Origin of the sequence: Novacetimonas cocois (assembly GCF_003311635.1) — a bacterium.
Taxonomy (GTDB): Bacteria; Pseudomonadota; Alphaproteobacteria; order Acetobacterales; family Acetobacteraceae; genus Novacetimonas; species Novacetimonas cocois.
The window spans coordinates 10,380-28,522 of sequence record NZ_QEXL01000012.1; the positions used below are offsets into that span (position 1 = coordinate 10,380).

General features: G+C 63.5%; 13 protein-coding genes. 8 read left to right on the forward strand and 5 right to left on the reverse strand.

Going from position 1 to position 18,143, the window contains the following annotated elements; all coding sequences use genetic code 11:
* Positions 1–214: 214 nt before the first annotated feature.
* Positions 215–1,942 (forward strand): putative bifunctional diguanylate cyclase/phosphodiesterase, encoded by a 1,728-nt coding sequence (locus tag NJLHNGOC_RS09965; RefSeq protein WP_113596227.1) that lies wholly within the window; start codon positions 215–217, stop codon positions 1,940–1,942.
* A 346-nt stretch (positions 1,943–2,288) separates the two neighbouring features.
* On the opposite strand, the gene lpdA is transcribed toward NJLHNGOC_RS09965, so the two are convergent.
* From lpdA to zapE, 4 genes are all read right to left on the reverse strand, one after another.
* The gene (gene lpdA / locus NJLHNGOC_RS09975; protein WP_113596229.1) at positions 2,289–4,034 is read right to left on the reverse strand and encodes a dihydrolipoyl dehydrogenase; all 1,746 of its coding nucleotides are present in this window, start codon (positions 4,032–4,034) and stop codon (positions 2,289–2,291) included.
* A 75-nt stretch (positions 4,035–4,109) separates the two neighbouring features.
* Positions 4,110–5,360, reverse strand: a complete 1,251-nt coding sequence (gene odhB, locus NJLHNGOC_RS09980; protein WP_113596230.1) for a 2-oxoglutarate dehydrogenase complex dihydrolipoyllysine-residue succinyltransferase — start codon at positions 5,358–5,360, stop codon at positions 4,110–4,112.
* 284 nt (positions 5,361–5,644) lie between these two features.
* On the reverse strand, positions 5,645–8,509 hold the full coding sequence (locus NJLHNGOC_RS09985; RefSeq protein WP_113596231.1) for a 2-oxoglutarate dehydrogenase E1 component: 2,865 nt from the start codon (positions 8,507–8,509) through the stop codon (positions 5,645–5,647).
* Between the two features lie 404 nt (positions 8,510–8,913).
* Positions 8,914–10,125: a cell division protein ZapE gene (gene zapE, locus NJLHNGOC_RS09990; protein ID WP_113596232.1), complete on the reverse strand. Its 1,212-nt coding sequence runs from the start codon at positions 10,123–10,125 to the stop codon at positions 8,914–8,916.
* 275 nt (positions 10,126–10,400) lie between these two features.
* On the opposite strand from zapE, the gene NJLHNGOC_RS09995 reads away from it, so the two are divergent.
* The 3 genes from NJLHNGOC_RS09995 (at position 10,401) to NJLHNGOC_RS10005 (ending at position 12,086) form a co-directional block, all read left to right on the forward strand.
* Complete coding sequence (locus NJLHNGOC_RS09995) at positions 10,401–11,042, forward strand: 2OG-Fe(II) oxygenase family protein (RefSeq protein WP_113596298.1); 642 nt, start codon at positions 10,401–10,403, stop codon at positions 11,040–11,042.
* A gap of 113 nt (positions 11,043–11,155) precedes the next feature.
* Positions 11,156–11,503, forward strand: coding sequence for a hypothetical protein (locus NJLHNGOC_RS10000; protein ID WP_206057956.1), 348 nt, complete (start codon positions 11,156–11,158; stop codon positions 11,501–11,503).
* Positions 11,504–11,570: 67 nt separating this feature from the next.
* Entirely contained in the window at positions 11,571–12,086 is a 516-nt protein-coding gene (locus NJLHNGOC_RS10005) for a Spy/CpxP family protein refolding chaperone (RefSeq protein ID WP_113596233.1), read from the forward strand.
* 126 nt (positions 12,087–12,212) lie between these two features.
* Here NJLHNGOC_RS10005 and zwf read toward each other — a convergent pair whose 3' ends face one another.
* Positions 12,213–13,748, reverse strand: a complete 1,536-nt coding sequence (gene zwf / locus NJLHNGOC_RS10010; protein WP_113596299.1) for a glucose-6-phosphate dehydrogenase — start codon at positions 13,746–13,748, stop codon at positions 12,213–12,215.
* Positions 13,749–14,108: 360 nt separating this feature from the next.
* Between zwf and NJLHNGOC_RS10015 the strand changes: the two genes are divergently transcribed.
* The 4 genes from NJLHNGOC_RS10015 (at position 14,109) to sdhA (ending at position 18,126) form a co-directional block, all read left to right on the forward strand.
* Positions 14,109–15,140: an aspartate-semialdehyde dehydrogenase gene (locus NJLHNGOC_RS10015; protein ID WP_113596234.1), complete on the forward strand. Its 1,032-nt coding sequence runs from the start codon at positions 14,109–14,111 to the stop codon at positions 15,138–15,140.
* Positions 15,141–15,391: 251 nt separating this feature from the next.
* Entirely contained in the window at positions 15,392–15,784 is a 393-nt protein-coding gene (sdhC, locus tag NJLHNGOC_RS10020; RefSeq protein WP_239021459.1) for a succinate dehydrogenase, cytochrome b556 subunit, read from the forward strand.
* Position 15,785: 1 nt separating this feature from the next.
* The gene (gene sdhD / locus NJLHNGOC_RS10025) at positions 15,786–16,214 is read left to right on the forward strand and encodes a succinate dehydrogenase, hydrophobic membrane anchor protein (RefSeq protein ID WP_110528112.1); all 429 of its coding nucleotides are present in this window, start codon (positions 15,786–15,788) and stop codon (positions 16,212–16,214) included.
* A gap of 100 nt (positions 16,215–16,314) precedes the next feature.
* Positions 16,315–18,126 carry a succinate dehydrogenase flavoprotein subunit gene (gene sdhA / locus NJLHNGOC_RS10030; protein WP_113596236.1) on the forward strand — a complete coding sequence of 604 codons (1,812 nt, stop codon included), beginning with the start codon at positions 16,315–16,317 and terminating at the stop codon, positions 18,124–18,126.
* The last annotated feature ends 17 nt before the right edge of the window (positions 18,127–18,143 follow it).

Sequence of the window (18,143 nt, forward strand, 5' to 3'; positions counted from 1 at the left end):
ACATCTGCTGGAGGAGCTGAAGTGCGACGTGATGCAGGGTTACCTGTTCGCCAAGCCACTGGCGCCAAAGGACCTGGAACAGTGGGTGCGCCAGCGCCGCACGATCAAGGAACTGGCAGATCCCGCAAAAAAGCCAAAGACGGTATCGGAAAAAAATAAACCGAATTAAAGTTACGACATCATTTCAGCGTATTGTTCTGTTCCGAGGTTTCATATGTCCGCCAGACACGACGACCGGCTCCGGGCCCTTACACATGAAGATGCCGATTTCTGGGCTGATGTCGTCGATAATGTCCTGATTGTCGCCGTAACCGACAGGGCGGGCGTCATAACCTACGTCAACCAGAAATTCTGCGATGTCAGCCAGTACTCGCGCACGGAACTTCTGGGACAGACGCACCGCCTGCTGAATTCGGGAATGCACAACCGCACGTTTTTCCGCGACATGTACCGCACCATCTATTCAGGGCGGACATGGCACGGAAACCTGTGCAACCGGGCCAAGGACGGCAGCCATTACTGGGTGGCGACCACGATCATTCCCCATCACGGTTCGGACGGAAACATCATCGGCTTCGTTGCCGCGCGCTTCGAAATCACCGAACTGATGAACACCAAGGAGCGGCTGAAGGTCCAGGCCGCCACCGACACGATGACCGGCCTGCTGAACCGTGGCGGGTTCAATGCCAGCCTGATCGCGACGCTGGAACAATGCAAGCTCACCCCCACCGAGGAACGGGTGCTGGTGATGTTTGACCTCGACGGTTTCAAGCAGATCAATGACATCCACGGCCATCACGCGGGCGACATGGTGTTGCGCACGATCGGGCGGCGTATTGTCGAACTGGTCGGCACGGAGGAAGCCACCAGCCGTCTGGGCGGGGATGAATTCGCGATCATCCTGCACAAGAGCCTGCGCGAGAACTCGCTTGAAAGCATCCTCACGCGGCTTCAGGCGCTGCTGGAGGAACCGATCGAGCTGGAATCCGCCACGGTGCGCGTATCCGGCAGTATCGGGGCCACGCCGCTGACCGCGTCCGACACGCTGGAGGATGTGCAGAAGAACGCCGACGTGGCGCTGTATGCCGCCAAGCAGGCGGGGGGCAAGCAGGCCCGGATGTTCAGCGCCAGCCTGCACAAGACGGCGCTGGAACGCGCCAAGATCCTCAAGGAAGCGCGCGCAGGCGTAAAGCAGAACCAGTTCGAGGTGTATTACCAGCCGATCCTGAACTGTCGCACCGGACAGATCGAACAGGCCGAGGCCCTGATGCGGTGGCACCATCCGCAGCGCGGCCTGCTGTCGGCGGGGGCCTTTACCGACGTATTCGCCGATTCGGGGCTGGCGCAGGAGATGGAGACCCATCTGGTGCAGTCGTTCCATGACGACATCGCCATGTGGAAAAAGGCCGGCCTGCCGAACCTGCGGCTGGCGGTGAACCTGTCGCACCTCGACCTGCTCAGCCTGGACCAGCAGGTCGACCTGCTGAGTGAAATCCGGCACCTGAAGATGGATCCCGGCACCTTCATGCTGGAGGTGACCGAACACATGCTGCAGGGACGCCGCGCCGAAAAGAGCCAGTTGCGGCTCAAGAGTCTGGCCGAGGACGGCTTTGGCCTTGCGCTGGACAATTTCGGCCATGGTACCGTGCGCCTTGCCACGCTGAAGAACCTGCCGCTGAAATCACTGAAGATCGACCGCAGTCTCGTGCGGCATATCGACACGCGCGAACAGGATCGCGACATCCTGGCGTCCCTGATCCGGCTGGGGCATGGCTTTGGCCTGTCGGTCACGGTCGAAGGGGTCGAAACGCGTGAGCAGTTCGACATCGCGACGGAACTGGGGGTCGATTACATTCAGGGATTCTTCATTTCCCATGCGGTATCGGCCACGGAACTCGTCCGGGTCACGCGGGAACATGCATGGGAAAATGTGCTGGACTAAGAGCCCACCCGCAAACAATCCCTTGATAAAAAATAAAAGTTTCTGGGTGTCGCCTTTTTTCAAAAAGGCGACGTCTTCGTGATGCTTCCCGCAAAAGCCCCACCGGAAACCTGTATGACCCCAGCTTATTCCAAACTACCCCTGCGCCACACTGACGGACATATTCCCAGGGATACGCCTTCATTTCCGGCAAACGGCGCACCGGCTGCCTTTTGCTGACAGAAAAAGAAAAAGCCTTCTGCACGATCGGGGATTTCCCCGCCCATGCGGAAGGCTTTTTCATGCGTCCCAATGATCACCTCCGTCCGGGACGGGACGACCTGTCCCATCCCGGACGAAGCGCGGATCAGATATGGATGGCGCGCTTTTCCACGTCCAGCGCAGCTTCCTTGACCGCTTCGCTCAGCGTGGGATGCGCATGGCAGGTCCGGCCGATATCTTCCGACGATGCGCCGAATTCGATCGCCATGGTGCATTCGGCAATCAGTTCGCCCGCCATCGGACCAATGATATGCACGCCCAGCACCGCGTCGGTCTTGGCATCCGCCAGCACCTTTACGAAGCCATCGGTCATGCCGATTGCGCGCGCACGACCATTGGCGGTGAAGGGGAACTTGCCAACCTTGTAGGAAACGCCCTCTTCCTTAAGCACTTCCTCGGTCTTGCCCACGGTCGCGACTTCCGGCCATGTATAGACGACGGCCGGAATGGCGCCGTAATTGACATGCCCGGCCTGTCCGGCCAACAGTTCGGCCACGGCAACGCCTTCTTCTTCCGCCTTGTGCGCCAGCATCGGCCCCGCAATCACGTCACCGATGGCGTAAATGCCCGGCACGTTGGTCGCGTAATGGGCGTCCGTCACGATACGGCCACGCTTGTCCAGCGCGACGCCCGCTTCTTCCAGGCCCATGTTCTTGCTGGCGGCCGTGCGGCCGATCGCCACCAGGACGATATCCGCGTCGATCGTTTCAGCAGCACCACCCGCCGACGGTTCCACCGTCAGGGTAACGCCCTTCGCGCCCTTGACGGCTTTCGTCACCTTGTGGCCCAGCTTCATCTGCAGGCCCTGCTTGGTCAGGATCCGCTGGAACTGCTTGGCGATCTCGTTATCCGTGCCCGGCACCAGCCGGTCGAGATATTCGATCACCGTGACTTCCGCGCCAAGGCGATGCCACACGCTGCCCAGTTCGAGGCCGATCACGCCGCCGCCGATCACAACCATCTTTTTCGGCACAGCGGAAAGTTCCAGCGCGCCGGTGGAGGTCACGATCTGCTTTTCATCGACCTCGACACCCGGCAGGGCGGCGCTGTCGCTGCCGCTGGCAACGACGATATGCTTCGCCGTCACGGGCTTGCCATTGACGGTGATGCGGCCCGTGCCCTCGACGCGGCCTTCGCCCTTCAGCCAGGTGATCTTGTTCTTCTTGAACAGGAACTCGACACCCTTGACGTTGGCGTCAACCACCGACTGCTTGCGCGCCATCATGCGGGCAAGGTCCAGCTTCACGCTGTCGATGATAATGCCCATGTCGGCATATTCATCCTTGGCGGCATGAAAATTCTCGGACTGCTGCAGCAGCGCCTTCGACGGGATGCAGCCGACATTCAGGCACGTGCCACCAAGGGTCGCGCGCTTTTCAACGCAGGCCACCTTGAAGCCCAGCTGTGCCGCGCGAATGGCGCAAACATAGCCACCGGGACCTGCGCCGATCACGATCACATCGTAATCCGTTTCGGCCGGGGCTTCGGCCGCGGGCTTCGCCGCCGGGGCGGGCGTGGCGGCAGGGGCAGCGGGTGCCGAAGGTGCTGCGGCCTTCGGGGCCGCTGCTGGGGCCGCAGGCCTGGCGCCGGCGCCGCCGGGTTCCAGCGTGGTCAGGACCGCGCCGACCTCGACCTCGTCTCCTTCGGCCACCTTATGCGCGCCCAGCACGCCGGCCTGCGGGGCGGGAACTTCCACGCTGACCTTGTCCGTTTCCAGTTCGACAATCGGGTCATCGGCGGACACCGTATCACCCGGCTGCTTCAGCCACTTGCCGATTGTTGCGGTGGTGACGCTTTCACCCAGCGTCGGAACCTTGATTTCAATGGTCATTCTATCTCTGTCCTGCTTGCGGTGATCATGGAGGATCAGGCGGGAGACCGCAAACCGGCCATCCCGCCCGCCGCATCAGACCTGCAGCAGCAGACGGCGCGGATCTTCCACGTTCTGCTTGACCCGGACCAGGAAGCTGACGGCTTCCTTGCCATCGACGATGCGATGGTCATAGGTCAGCGCGATATACATCATCGGACGGATCACGACCTGTCCGTCCACGGCGACGGGGCGATCCTGGATGGAATGCATGCCAAGGATGGCCGACTGCGGCGCGTTGATGATGGGGGTGGACATCAGGGAGCCATAGATGCCGCCATTGGTGATGGAGAACGTGCCGCCCGACAGTTCGTCGATCTTCAGCGTGCCTTCGCGCGCCTTCTTGCCAAAGCCCGCGATCGTGCTTTCGATTTCGGCAAAGCTCTTCTGGTCGGCATCACGGATCACCGGCACGACCAGCCCGTTCGGGCCGCCGACCGCGATGCCAAGGTTGACGAACTTGCGATAGATCACGTCATCGCCGTCGATTTCCGCGTTGATCGCGGGGAATTCCTGCAGTGCCGCAATGACCGCGCGGCTGAAGATCGACATGAAGCCCAGCTTGGCGCCGTTATGCTTCTTGGCGAACGCGTCCTTGTATTCCGCGCGCATCGCCTTGACGGCCGACATGTCCACCTCGTTGAAGGTGGTCAGCAGCGCCGCCGTGTTCTGCGCGTCCTTCAGGCGACGCGCGATGGTGCGGCGCAGGCGCGTCATCTTCACGCGTTCCTCACGCGGGTCGTCCTGACGCGGCGGACGCGGCGCGACGGGGGCGGCAGCCGTGCGGGGCTGCGACAGGAACGCCTGCACGTCGCCCTTGGTGATGCGACCGTCCTTGCCCGAACCGGTGCCGACCTGTGCCGGGGAAACACCCTGTTCCGTCATGATTTTCTGCGCGGCGGGGAACGGCGCGTGCGCGGCACCCTGGGCCGCGACGTCGGATGCGGGCGTCGCGGGACGCGCGACGGGGCCGGTGCTCAGCGGCTGGGCCTGCACGCCAGCGGCGGGCGCGGGGGCCGGCGTCGCCTTCGGCGCGGGGGCCTTGCCCGTGCCCTTCTCGACGGTGGACAGGACGGTGCCGACCTCGACTTCCGCCCCTTCGGGAACCAGAAGCGGACCCAGCACGCCCGCCTGCGGGGCCGGAACCTCGACGCTAACCTTGTCGGTTTCCAGTTCGGCCACCGGGTCGTCAGCGGACACGGCATCGCCCGGCTGCTTCAGCCATTTCGCAACGGTTGCGGTAGTTACGCTTTCACCCAGCGTCGGCACCTTGATCTCGGCAGACATTCCTATTTTCCAATCCCTTTGCCGATCCATCCCGCATCCACGCTGTTTCGTGAACCGGGATGGATCAACGTGACAGTTCCTGAACCAGACCTTGTTCGCATGGCGGGGTGACCGCCATCCGGCCTGTTAACCCTGCCCGGCCCATGGCATGGACCGGACCCTGTTTCATGCCGTGCGCCAACATGTCCATGCGACGATGTCCATGTGGCGCCCGGCGCAATACCTGACCGGCGCGACGGAAAAGCATGTTCCACGTGGGTGCATGTTTCCCGCCACATGGTCCGTTACGCCACGCCCAGCGCCTGATTGACCAGCGCGGCCTGTTCCGCGAGGTGAACCTTCGCAAGGCCGGTGGCCGGACTGGCGGCAGCGACGCGGCCGACATATTCGGGACGCGCGCTCTTGTGCTTGATGCTGCCCAGGACACCTTCGATACGACGGTCCACGAAGTCCCAGCCCCCCATGTTGGCGGGTTCTTCCTGGCACCAGATGACCTTTGCATCCGGATAGCGCGCCAGTTCGTCGCCCAGCAGCTTTGCCGGGAACGGATAGAACTGCTCCAGCCGCACGATCGCGACCGTATCGAGCTTGCGCTCCCGACGTTCGGTCAGCAGGTCGTAATAGACCTTGCCCGAACAGATCACGACGCGCTCCACCTTCTTCGGGTCGGCGATGGGATCGATTTCCCCAATCACCGGCAGGAAGGTCGTATCCGGCCCGAAATCCTTCAGTTCCGACACCGCGAGCTTGTTCCGCAGCAGCGACTTCGGCGTCATGATGATCAGCGGCTTGCGATAGTCGAGGAACAGCTGCCGGCGCAGCGCGTGGAAATAGTTGGCCGGCGTGGTCAGGTTGCACACACGCAGGTTGTCCTCGGCGCAGAGCTGCAGGTAACGCTCCAGACGGGCGGAGGAGTGTTCCGGCCCCTGCCCTTCGTAGCCGTGCGGCAGCAGCATGACGAGGCCCGACATACGCAGCCACTTCGTCTCGCCCGAGGCGATGAACTGGTCGATGATGACCTGCGCGCCGTTGGCGAAGTCACCGAACTGCGCTTCCCACAGGACCAACGCGTTCGGATCGGCCAGGGAGTAACCGTATTCAAAGCCCAGCACCCCGAATTCGGAGAGCAGCGAGTTGTAGATCTCGATATGGGCCTGCTTGGGGTCGATATTGTTCAGCGGCACATAGGTGTTCTGGTTGATCTGGTCGATCAGCACGGCATGACGCTGGCTGAAGGTGCCGCGCTGGCAGTCCTCGCCCGACAGGCGGACGTGGTGCTTGTCCAGAAGCAGCGAGCCGAAGCCCAGTGCCTCGCCCGTGGCCCAGTCGATCCCCTCGCCCGTCTCGAACATCTTCGCCTTGGCCTTGAGCTGGCGCACGATCTTCGGGTTGGCATTGAAATCATCGGGCACCTTGGCCAGCGCCGTGCCGATTTCACGCAGGCGATCGATGGCGATGCCCGTCTTGGGCATTGTGACGATGGCGTCGACCGGCGGCGGCTTCAGCCCCTGCCACGCGCCTTCGAGCCAGTCGGCCTTGTTCGGCTTGTAACCCTGCGCCGCCTGATACGCCGCCTCCAGCTTTTCATGGAAGGCATTCCATTCGCCCTCGACCTCGGCCTCGGTCATGACGCCTTCGCGCACCAGACGCTGGGAATACAGCGTGCGGATGGTCGGGCGCGCGGCGATGGCCTTGTACATGATCGGCTGCGTGAAGGACGGCTCGTCCGACTCGTTATGGCCGTGGCGGCGATAGCCCACGATGTCGATGACGACGTCGGACGCGAACTTCTGGCGGAATTCCGCGGCAAGACGCGCGCAATAGACAACGGCCTCGGGCTCGTCGCCATTGACGTGGAAGATCGGCGCCTGGACCGCCTTGGCGATGTCGGTGCAGTACAGCCCCGAAAACGCATGGATGGATACGGTGGTGAAGCCGATCTGGTTGTTCACCACGACATGCACGGTGCCGCCGGTGCGATAGCCGATCAGCTGCGACATCGCCAGGGTTTCGTAAACGATGCCCTGTCCCGCGAACGCCGCGTCGCCATGCAGCAGGATGCCCATGTGGCGGCCGCGCTGGTGCGGGTCGTCATCGTCCTGCGTCGCGCGCACCTTGCCGATCACGACCGGGTCGACCGCCTCGAGGTGCGAAGGATTGGGCTGGAGCGAGATATGGACCGGCTTGCCGCCGATCTCCACGTCGGTGGAGGTGCCGAGATGGTATTTCACATCCCCCGAGCCCTGCACGTCGTCCGGCTTGAACGAGGCGCCGGCGAATTCGCTGAAGATCGCGGTATAGGGCTTGCGCACGATGTTGACGAGCGTGTTGAGGCGCCCGCGATGCGGCATGCCGATCGCGACCGAACGCACGCCGCCGCTTGCGGCCTGGTCGATGACGGCATGCAGCGCGGGGATGGTGACGTCCTCGCCCTCGAGCCCGAAGCGCTTGGTGCCGACATAGCGTTTCTGGCAGAAAGATTCGAAACCTTCCGCCTGCGTCAGGTGTTCAAGGATGACCTTCTTTTCCTGCGCGCTGGCACCCTGGCGCCAGTTGTCGCCCTCCAGACGGGCCTGCACCCACATCCGCTGTTCGGGATCCTGGATATGCATGTATTCCGTGCCGATCGGTCCGCAGTAAACCGCGCGCAACGCGTCGAGCACCTGATTGATGGTCGCGGTTTCCGAACCGATCAGGCTGGCGACGATACGACCCAGATAGATGGGACGGTCCATGTCCTTGGGGCCGAAGCCATAGGTCGCGGGGTCAAGGTCGGCATGGGGCTTGGGCACCTGCAGGCCCAGCGGGTCCAGCCGCGCCTCCAGATGACCGCGCACGCGGTAGGCGCGGATCAGCTGCGTCGCGCGCAGGCTGTCATCCGCCGCCGCATGCAGGCTTTCGGCGGAAACCTTGCCACCCGCCGGGGCGGGCGGGGGTTCGTCGCCGGTAATCATGGGCGCGCGCGGGGCCCACGACGCGCCTTCGGCATCATGTTCGATTTCCGCGCTCTGTTCATCCATTTCGGAGAACAGGGACGCGAAAGAGGGATCGACACTTTTGGGGTCCGCCGCCCAGCGTGCATACAATTCGGCCAGATAGGCCGTATTGGAGCCGCTGAATGCGGTCGAAAGAATATCTACGCCCGCCATCTTGAAGACATCTCCTCACTGACGACCTTGTCGGCCGCGTTATTTATCCGGTCCCGCGATGGGAAAAGCGTAACGATCTCCCCCTCCCGCAGGCCAGCTTATGGCCCTTACCCTAGCGACACCCGGCCATGGGTGTCGCCATCATTCATCAAGGTCAGGATTGCTGTGGACGCATGCTGACATTTTCGTTTACCGCCCGCGCGGCGCGGGAAAACATGATGAAAACACAGCGCCACACGGCGCAATTCCGACACTGGGAACTTCCATGACTACCCAAGCAAAGACCGGCTGCTTTGCCTACCGCCCCGCCAGTCACAGCCGCGCCATGGGCGTCACGATGGCGTGACCCCTGCGCCCCCTACGCGTCATCATGACGCCCATGGCGCGCGGCACCGTCGCGACGCCTATGCCGACAGGTGGGGCAGCTGCATGTAGGCCGCGCTCTGCATCTCCTCCAGGCGCGATGCGGTGCGTTCGAACGCCTTGGCGCCCTGCCCGCGCTGGTATAGGGAATCGGGCTGGTCCTCGGCCGAGGCGAACAGCTTCACGTTCTGTTCGTACACCGCGTCGATCAGCACGATGAAACGCCGGGCCTCGTCAAAATTGTCGGGTCCCATGCGCGGCACGTTGTCGATGATCAGGTTGGGAAAGCGCGTCGACAGCGCGAGGTAGTCGCCCGCCCCGAGGAAACGCCCGCACAGTTCGGAAAAGTCGAAGCGCGCCACCGGCCCCGCCGCGCGCGCGACGTGCAGGATGCGGCCCATGATGTCCAGGTCGACCGGCTGCACCGGCGCGCCTGCGGCAAGGTGGGTGAAGATGGTATCGAGTTCCGCCTTCGCCGCCGCGTCGGGAGGCACGATCCATGTCCGCATCCCCCGCACGCCGCCACGGCGGTAATCACGCGGGGAATCGAGGATGACGGTATCGACCTCGCGCATGATGATGTCGATGAAGGGCTTGAACGCATCCGCGCCGGGACGGTCCTGGAACAGGTCCTCCGGTTTGGTGTTGGAGGTCGCGACCACCACCACGCCATCCGCGAACAGGAATTCGAACAGCCGCCCAAGGATCATCGCGTCGGCAATGTCATTGACCTGGAATTCGTCGAAACACAGCAGCCACGCCTCCTGTGCGATCTGGCGCGCCAGCGGCGGTATTGGATCGGCAAGGTCGGGCTGCGCCACCTTCATGTCATGCAGGCGCTGGTGGACGTCCTGCATGAAACGGTGGAAATGGACCCGACGCTTGTGCGCCACCGGGGCAAGGTCGAAAAACAGGTCCATGAGCATCGTCTTGCCACGTCCGACCTGCCCGACCATGTAAACGCCGCGCGGTCGCGCGGGACCTGACTGCGCCCCACGTCCCGCGCCCAGCCCCAGCCGCGCGCGCAGGCCGCTGAACAGGCCATGGCGCGCGGCCGTGCGCTGCATCACCACAGGGTGGTAATCGCGCAGTTCGCGCCACAGCTGGTCCAGGCGGCGGGCCGCCTTTTCCTGTTCCGGATCGCGGTCGAGCTTCCCCGCAGCAACGCGGGCCTCGTACACTGCGAAGGGGCCGGCATCGCCTTGCGGAACCGGCTGTAGGGGGGCGGAAGCGGTGCGAATTTCGGTATCCATGTCCAACGCCGATAATCCCTCCGCGCACCCCCCGCAAGGGCACAAAACCGCCATATGCCGCCGTTGCGGGGGTTCTCTCCATCTGGTGAACGCAAAGGGCGGGAAATGGAGCATTTGTGATGGGTCCTTCCCACCCCGCGCCGCGTTCATTTCCCATCATGGCCCATCATTGCGACACCAGCCCCGGCGACACCGGCATGACGCCAGCCTTGCGGGGCGGATCACTCAGCCGTAATCTCGATCCCCGTACCTTTGCCGTGGCCACACAGGATCGCATGACCATACCCATCACGCCCGACTATGCCGCGCTGGAAAACGCCGGGATCATTACAGATCCGTTCCCCCATGTGGTCGTGCCCCATTTCATCGGGGCTGCGGACCTTCACGCGGCGGTGGCGTCGCTGCCGGCATTCCCGTCGGGCGGATCCTACCCCCCCGACGCGCTGAACCTTTCGCCGCTGATCCGCCAGCTGGTGGACCAGCTTGAAGGGCCGGAGCTGCGCGATATCATCGCGACGAAATTCGGGCTGGACCTGCATGACGCGCCCACGATGCTGACCCTGCGGGGACGCACGCGGGCGCAGGACGGGCGCATCCATCGCGACTCGGCCTCCAAGCGCGTGACGGTGCTGCTGTACCTCAACACCGACGACGGCGCGTGGGGCCGGCACGAAGGCTGCCTGCGGCTGTTGCGCGGCGAACATGATATCGAGGATTACGCGGCGGAGATCCCGCCCGTGAACGGCACGCTGGTGGTCTTTCCCAACGGGAAGAACACATGGCATGGCCACCGCCGCTTTGTCGGGGTGCGCCACACCATACAGCTCAACTACATGACCAACGATTCGCGGGCGCGCAGCGAACTGCGCCGTCATCGCCTGTCGGCATTGACGAAACGTCTGGGGATTGCGGCATAAGGGAGGCCATCACAGCCATGATTTCGACATGCCGGATGTTATGATGATGATCGGCTGACACGATTATCCGGCTTTATTTCCTTTTTACGCACCATTGGATAAGGGTCCTCGCATTGAAGCGGTTTTCACGATTTCCCAGGTTCCTTGCCGTCGCGGGCGCAGCGCTGACGCTGATGACCGCGACCCTTCCCCTCGCGCCCGCGCAGGCACAGGGCTGGGGCAGGCGCGGCGGTCCGCCGCCGCCGCCACGTGGTGGATGGCATGACGGCCGGGGCCGCGGCGGTGGTGCCGGGCTTGCGATCGGCAGTGGCATCGCGGGCCTTGCGATCGGGACGATGATCGGCAGCACGCTGGCGGACCGCGCCGTGGCCCCGCCGCCTGCCTATTACCCGCCGCAGCCGGTCCCGCCGCCGCCGCCGCCGACCTATTATTCCCCTTCCCCTTATGGTTACGGATACTGAACCCCGGTCTTGTCCACCGCGTTTGCATCCCACCCGACCACCTGAACAGATCTGAAGGGATACTGTCATGATTCTTCGCCGTATTCTGCCTGTCGCCGCCCTCCTGCTGCCGGGCGTCGCCATGGCCGCCGTTCCCCCCACGCAGCCCGCGCCCGCCGCCGCGACGGCCCCCCTTGCCCATACGCCGCATGACCCCACGCCGGAACAGCTGGAAGAACATATCAGCACCCTGCATCAGCAGCTGCACATCACCAAGGCGCAGGAAAAGCTGTGGGCACCGTTCGCACAGGACATGCGCGACAATGCCAGCCGCCTGCATGACGCGATCGAAAACCGTCGCTCGTCCCTCCCCACGCTGAGCGCGACCGACAACATGCAGTCCTATGCCGCCCTGGTGGCGGAACGCGCGCAGGACATGCAGACGCTGAACCAGGCGTTCGTGCCGCTTTATGCCTCCTTCTCCAAGAAGCAGAAGAAGAATGCCGACGCCCTGTTCCGCATGGGCGACGAACAGCATGGCGAGCATCAGGCCACCGCGCAGGACGGACAGGCCGCGTCCGACGCCTCCACCGCAGCGAAATAACGCGCCGCCTGCCCACGTGGCAGGAAACCGAGCGGTGGACAGCCGCCCATATGGGGTTGTGGCCGGACGACGGCCACAACCTTTTTTTGATCCGGTACCGTTCCCCTTCAGGAAACGCCGCGCGGATCAGGCCCCGTCAAGCGGATACCATTTCCGCCCGTCGCGTTCGAGCAGTTCGTCCGCGCCCTTTGGCCCGGTCGCGCCCGCGGGATAGATTTCGAGGCCCGTGCCATTGCCGGCCCATGCCTGCAGCACGGGATCAACCGCGCGCCATGCCGCCTCGATATTGTCGGCGCGCTGGAACAGGGTCGCATCGCCCATCAGGCAATCATACAGCAGGGTTTCATATCCGACGTTCGGGGACTGCGCGAAAACGTCCTCGTACCGGAAACGCACCTGCACGTCGGCAAGGTCCATCCTCGGTCCGGGGCGCTTGGCCCCCATTTCCATCGTCAGCCCCTGCGCGGGCTGGATATTGAGGATGATGCGGTTGGGCGGCAGGTCCTGCGTTTCGGTGTCGCGGAACATCATCATCGGCGGCTTCTTGAACTGGACCACCACCTCCGTCCGGCGGCCACCCAGCGACTTGCCGGTGCGCAGGTAGAACGGAACCCCGGCCCAGCGCCAGTTATCGACATGCAGTTTCAGCGCGACATAGGTTTCCGTCGTGCTGTCGGCCGCGACACCCGGACTGTCGCGATAGGCGATGACCGGCTTGCCTTCCACCGTGCCGGCCGCGTACTGCCCGCGCACCGCATCGGTGGGGGGAATGGGGCGCACCGCCTCGAACAGTTGTTCCTTGCTGGTGCGCACCGTATCGGCGGAGAAGGAATTCGGCGGCTCCATCGCCACCATGCCGAAAAGCTGGAACAGGTGGTTGGGGATCATGTCGCGCAGCGCGCCGGTGGGTTCATAGAACGCGCCGCGCTGCTCCACGCCGATCGTCTCGGCCGCGGTAATCTGGACATGGTCGATGAATTCGTTGCGCCACAGCGGCTCGAACAGCAGATTGCCGAACCGCATGGCAAGGATGTTCTGCACCGTTTCCTTCCCCAGGAAATGATCGATGCGATAGACTTGGCTTTCCTGCAGCACCGCAAGGATCCGGCGGTTGAGTTCACGCGCGCTGCGCAGGTCGGCGCCGAACGGCTTTTCGACCACCACGCGGCGGAAGTGGCCGCCCGTTTCGGTCACGAGTCCCGCGCGGCCCAGAATTTCGATCACCGGGGCGAAAAAGCGCGAGGACACGGCGAGATAGAAGATCGCATTCCCGTCGATTTTTTCCCCCAGCGCGCGGATCTGCGCCAGGTCGCCGAAATCGGCCTGGACATAATCCAGCCGGTCGCACACCCACTTCCACTGCGTGGCGTTGATGCTGGGGGCGTGGAATTCGGCGTTGGGGTCGTGGGTAAAGGATTGCATCATCTCCGTCAGGCCATCGCGCCACTGCGCGGTGGTGCTGGCGACATGGTCCACGCCGATGATGCGGAAAGCGGGATCCAGAAGCCCGCTCCCGGCGAGGTTGTACAGCGCCGGCATCAGCAGACGCTTGGTAAGGTCACCATGCGCGCCGAAAATCACCAGCGTGCAGGCCGGGGCCGGCCGGACGCCCGCAGGCGCGCGCGGCGTCGGAGAGGCAGGGTTGGCGTCAGGTAAAGACATGATCCGTGACAGTCCTTTGTCTATGTTTTCGCGCAGGGGGGGCTGTCTGCCGTGACAACGCGCCGCCCACGCAGAAAATCCGCCCGGGCGCGGGAACACGCCACCGGACACGACGGACCATACCACCATGTCGGGACCGCGCGCCTTGCGCCTGCTCAAAGAGCATCATGTGCAAAGACAGGAAGGATGTCCCGGCAATAGATAAAAACATTCGGGAAAAATATCGTGTTGCTTGCACCACCCGCACGCAGGCTCTAGGTGTCGGGACGCTTAACGACTGTCTGCCAATCCGCGTCGGCGCGTCCTTATCTGATCTGGATATACTCCAGGGACACCGGCGCATCATCAGGGGATTATCCAATGGGTTACCGCGTTGCGGTGGTAGGTGCCACCGGTGCCGTCGGGCGTGAAATACTCAAGACACTGGCCGAACGGCGCTTTCCGGTGGACGACATCGTGGCGCTGGCCTCCGCCCGGTCGGCCGGGCAGGAAGTCTCGTTCGGGGAAAACCGGGTGCTCAAGGTGCGCAACCTTGAACATTTCGACTTCACCGGATGGGACGTCGCGCTGTTTTCGCCCGGCGGGAAGGTTTCCGCCATGTATGCCCCCCGCGCGGCCAAGGCCGGATGCGTGGTGATCGACAATACCTCCCACTTCCGCATGGAACCCGACGTTCCGCTGGTGGTGCCGGAGGTCAATCCCAATGATGTGAAAAAGGCGAAGCGCAACATCATCGCCAACCCCAACTGTTCCACCATCCAGATGGTCGTGGCGCTCAAGCCGCTGCATGACCTGTTCACGATCCGGCGCGTGGTCGTCGCGACGTACCAGGCCGTCGCGGGCGCGGGCAAGGGCGGGATGGACGAACTGTTCACCCAGACGCGCGGCAGTTTCGTGGGCGACCCGGCGCAGGCCGAGCAGTTCACCAAGCAGATCGCCTTCAACTGCATTCCCCATATCGACCGTTTCATGGATGACGGCGCGACGAAGGAGGAATGGAAGATGGCGGTGGAGACACGCAAGATCCTCGACCCCGATATCGCCGTCTTTGCCACATGCGTGCGCGTGCCGGTGTTCATCGGCCATGCCGAGGCCGTCAGCGTGGAGTTCGAGGAACCTGTGGACCTTGCGCGCGCGCGCGAAGCCCTGCGCGAGGCAACCGGAGTCGTGCTCCACGACAAGCGCGAGGATGGCGGTTATGTCACCCCGGTCGAGGCGGTGGGAGAGGACGCGACCTATGTCTCGCGCCTGCGGATCGACCCGACCGTCCCCAACGGACTCGGCTTCTGGTGCGTGTCGGACAACCTGCGCAAGGGGGCCGCGCTGAACGCGGTTCAAATCGCGGAAACAATGATTGCGCTCGACCTGCTGGGACCCGGCAGGCGCGCCTGAATACATGCCTTTTTGGCGCGGATCTGCCATGCGTCCGCGCCAATGCTTGGATCAATACATTCGGGGCGTCTCTCAACCTCGTGTTCCGGGCCTGCGTTGACCACACCCATCGGGGGGCGTAGGACCGAATAATACAAGGCAACGGAACAAACCGAAGCCATAACAGGGAAATTGACGAGACGACCATGCAGGATGTCCGTGATGCGCTCTATGTAGGGCACCGAAGCGACGGAACTCTGACCAGGCGGCCAATGTCCCCGCACCTCCAGGTCTACCGCTTCCGTCTTTCCATGTTCCTTTCAATCGCGAACCGCGCGGCCGGCGTTGCCGCCACCGTGGGGTCCGCGCTTGGCATCTGCTGGATCAGCGCTGCCGCAAAGGGACCGAAATCATTTGCCAAGGTCCAGAAGGTGACCGGCCATCCGCTGGGCAAGCTTGCCCTGGCTGGCTGGGCCCTGGCCTTGGTCTATCACTTTGTGGCGGGGATTCGCCACCTGATGTGGGACAGCGGCGCCCGCTTCGAAAAGAAGGAAATCAACGAGGACGGTCCCGTGGCCGCAGGTGTGACCGTGGGCGTCACGCTGGCGCTGGTTGCCAGCATCCTTGGCGTCGCAGCCTGTCGCTCGAAGAAGAGGGCCTCCTGACATGAGTACTCAGCACAAACCGCATATCACTGTCATGCGTTCGCAGCTGTCGCGCGCGCGCGGGCTGGGTTCCGGCAAGAGCGGCGTCGCGCACTGGTGGGCTGAACGCGTGTCGGCCGTGGCGCTGGTGCCGCTGTCGGGCTGGTTCGTGATCCAGGTCTTCCGCCTTGCCGGGGCGTCGCAGCCGGAAGTCGCGAAATGGGGCGGCAGGCCCGTCAACGCCACCATGATGATGGCGCTGGTGATCCTGACATTCTACCACACGCAGCTGGGCCTGCAGGTCATCATCGATGACTATGTGCATGGCAAGGCGCATGTCCCGGCAAGCCTGCTGATGAAAAGCGTGATTTTCCTGCTGGGCGTGTTCGGCGCGATTTCCGTTCTGAAGCTGGCGCTTGCCACCACGCGCGGGCGAATCGCCGCGAGCTGACGCGCGCGCCACGCCACCGGCAAGACAGAGACATTCGCGGACTGGCGGTCCGGTCAACCCCGCCCGGCAGTCCGAACGAGCATCGGGACACGTCCAAACAATGAATGCGATCACATCCCCAATCCCCGGCAATTACAAGATCGTCGATCACGCCTATGACGTGGTCGTGGTCGGTGCCGGCGGTTCCGGCCTTCGGGCCACACTTGGCATGGGTGCGGCCGGCCTGAAGACCGCCTGCATCACCAAGGTTTTCCCCACACGCAGCCACACCGTCGCCGCACAGGGCGGCATTGGCGCGTCGCTTGGCAACATGGCCGAGGACAACTGGCGCTGGCACATGTACGATACCGTCAAGGGATCGGACTGGCTGGGTGACCAGGACGCCATCGAATACATGTGCCGCGAGGCCGTCCCCGCCGTGTACGAGCTGGAACACATGGGTGTTCCCTTCTCCCGCACGGAAGAGGGCAAGATCTACCAGCGTCCCTTCGGCGGACACATGCGCAATTATGGCGAGGCCCCCGTGCCCCGCGCCTGTGCCGCGGCCGACCGCACGGGCCATGCCATCCTGCACACGCTGTACCAGCAGTGCCTGAAGCATAACGTCGAATTCTTCGTCGAATATTTCGCCATCGACCTGATCATGGATGAAAAGGGCGCGTGCAAGGGCGTTGTCGCATGGTGCCTTGATGATGGCACGCTGCATCGTTTCCGTGCGCAGATGGTCGTTCTGGCGACCGGCGGCTATGGCCGTGCCTACAACTCCTGCACATCGGCCCATACCTGCACCGGCGACGGCGGCGGCATGGCGGTGCGCGCGGGCATCCCGCTGCAGGACATGGAATTCGTGCAGTTCCACCCCACGGGCATCTTCCCGGCGGGCTGCCTGCTGACCGAAGGCTGCCGTGGTGAAGGTGGCTACCTCACCAACTCCGAAGGCGAGCGTTTCATGGAACGCTATGCCCCGACGGCCAAGGATCTCGCATCGCGCGACGTCGTTTCACGCGCCATGACGATCGAGATCAACGAAGGGCGCGGCTGTGGTCCGAACAAGGACTATATCCTGCTGCATCTGGAACATCTCGGCGCGGACCTGCTGCATGAACGCCTGCCGGGCATTTCGGAAACGGCGCGCATCTTTGCCGGCGTGGACGTGACCAAGGAACCGGTCCCGGTCCTGCCGACGGTGCATTACAACATGGGTGGCATCCCCACCAATTACCATGGCGAGGTCATCCGCCCCACCGCCGACGATGTCGATGCCGTGGTGCCCGGCCTGATGGCCGTGGGCGAGGCCGCGTGCGTGTCCGTGCATGGCGCGAACCGCCTTGGCACGAATTCGCTGCTGGATCTGGTTGTCTTTGGCCGTGCCGCGGCCCAGCGCGCGGCCCAGATCATCAAGACCGAGGAAACCATCCCGCCGCTGCCGCCCGGTGCGGGCGACAAGGCCATCGAGCGTTTCGACCGCCTGCGTAATGCCAAGGGCAAGACGCATGTCGCCGCGATGCGCGCCAACCTGCAGCGCACGATGCAAAAGCATGCCGCCGTGTTCCGCAATACCAAGAGCCTTGCGGAAGGCGTGGAAAAGATCGCGGAAATCTGGAAAGAGCTTCCCGACATCTCCATTTCCGACCGTTCGCTGATCTGGAACAGCGACCTGATGGAAGCCCTGGAGTTCGAGAACCTTCTGGCGAACGCGACCGTAACGATGGCCGGGGCCGAAGCCCGTCACGAAAGCCGTGGCGCACAGGCGCACGACGATTATCCCGAACGTGACGACAAGAACTGGATGAAGCACACCGTCGCCCACATGGACGACAAGGGACAGGTCACGCTGACCTATCGCCCCGTGCATATGAAGACCCTGACTGACGACGTTCAGGTCTTCCCCCCCAAGAAACGCGTTTACTAAGCGCACGGCGGAAAGGG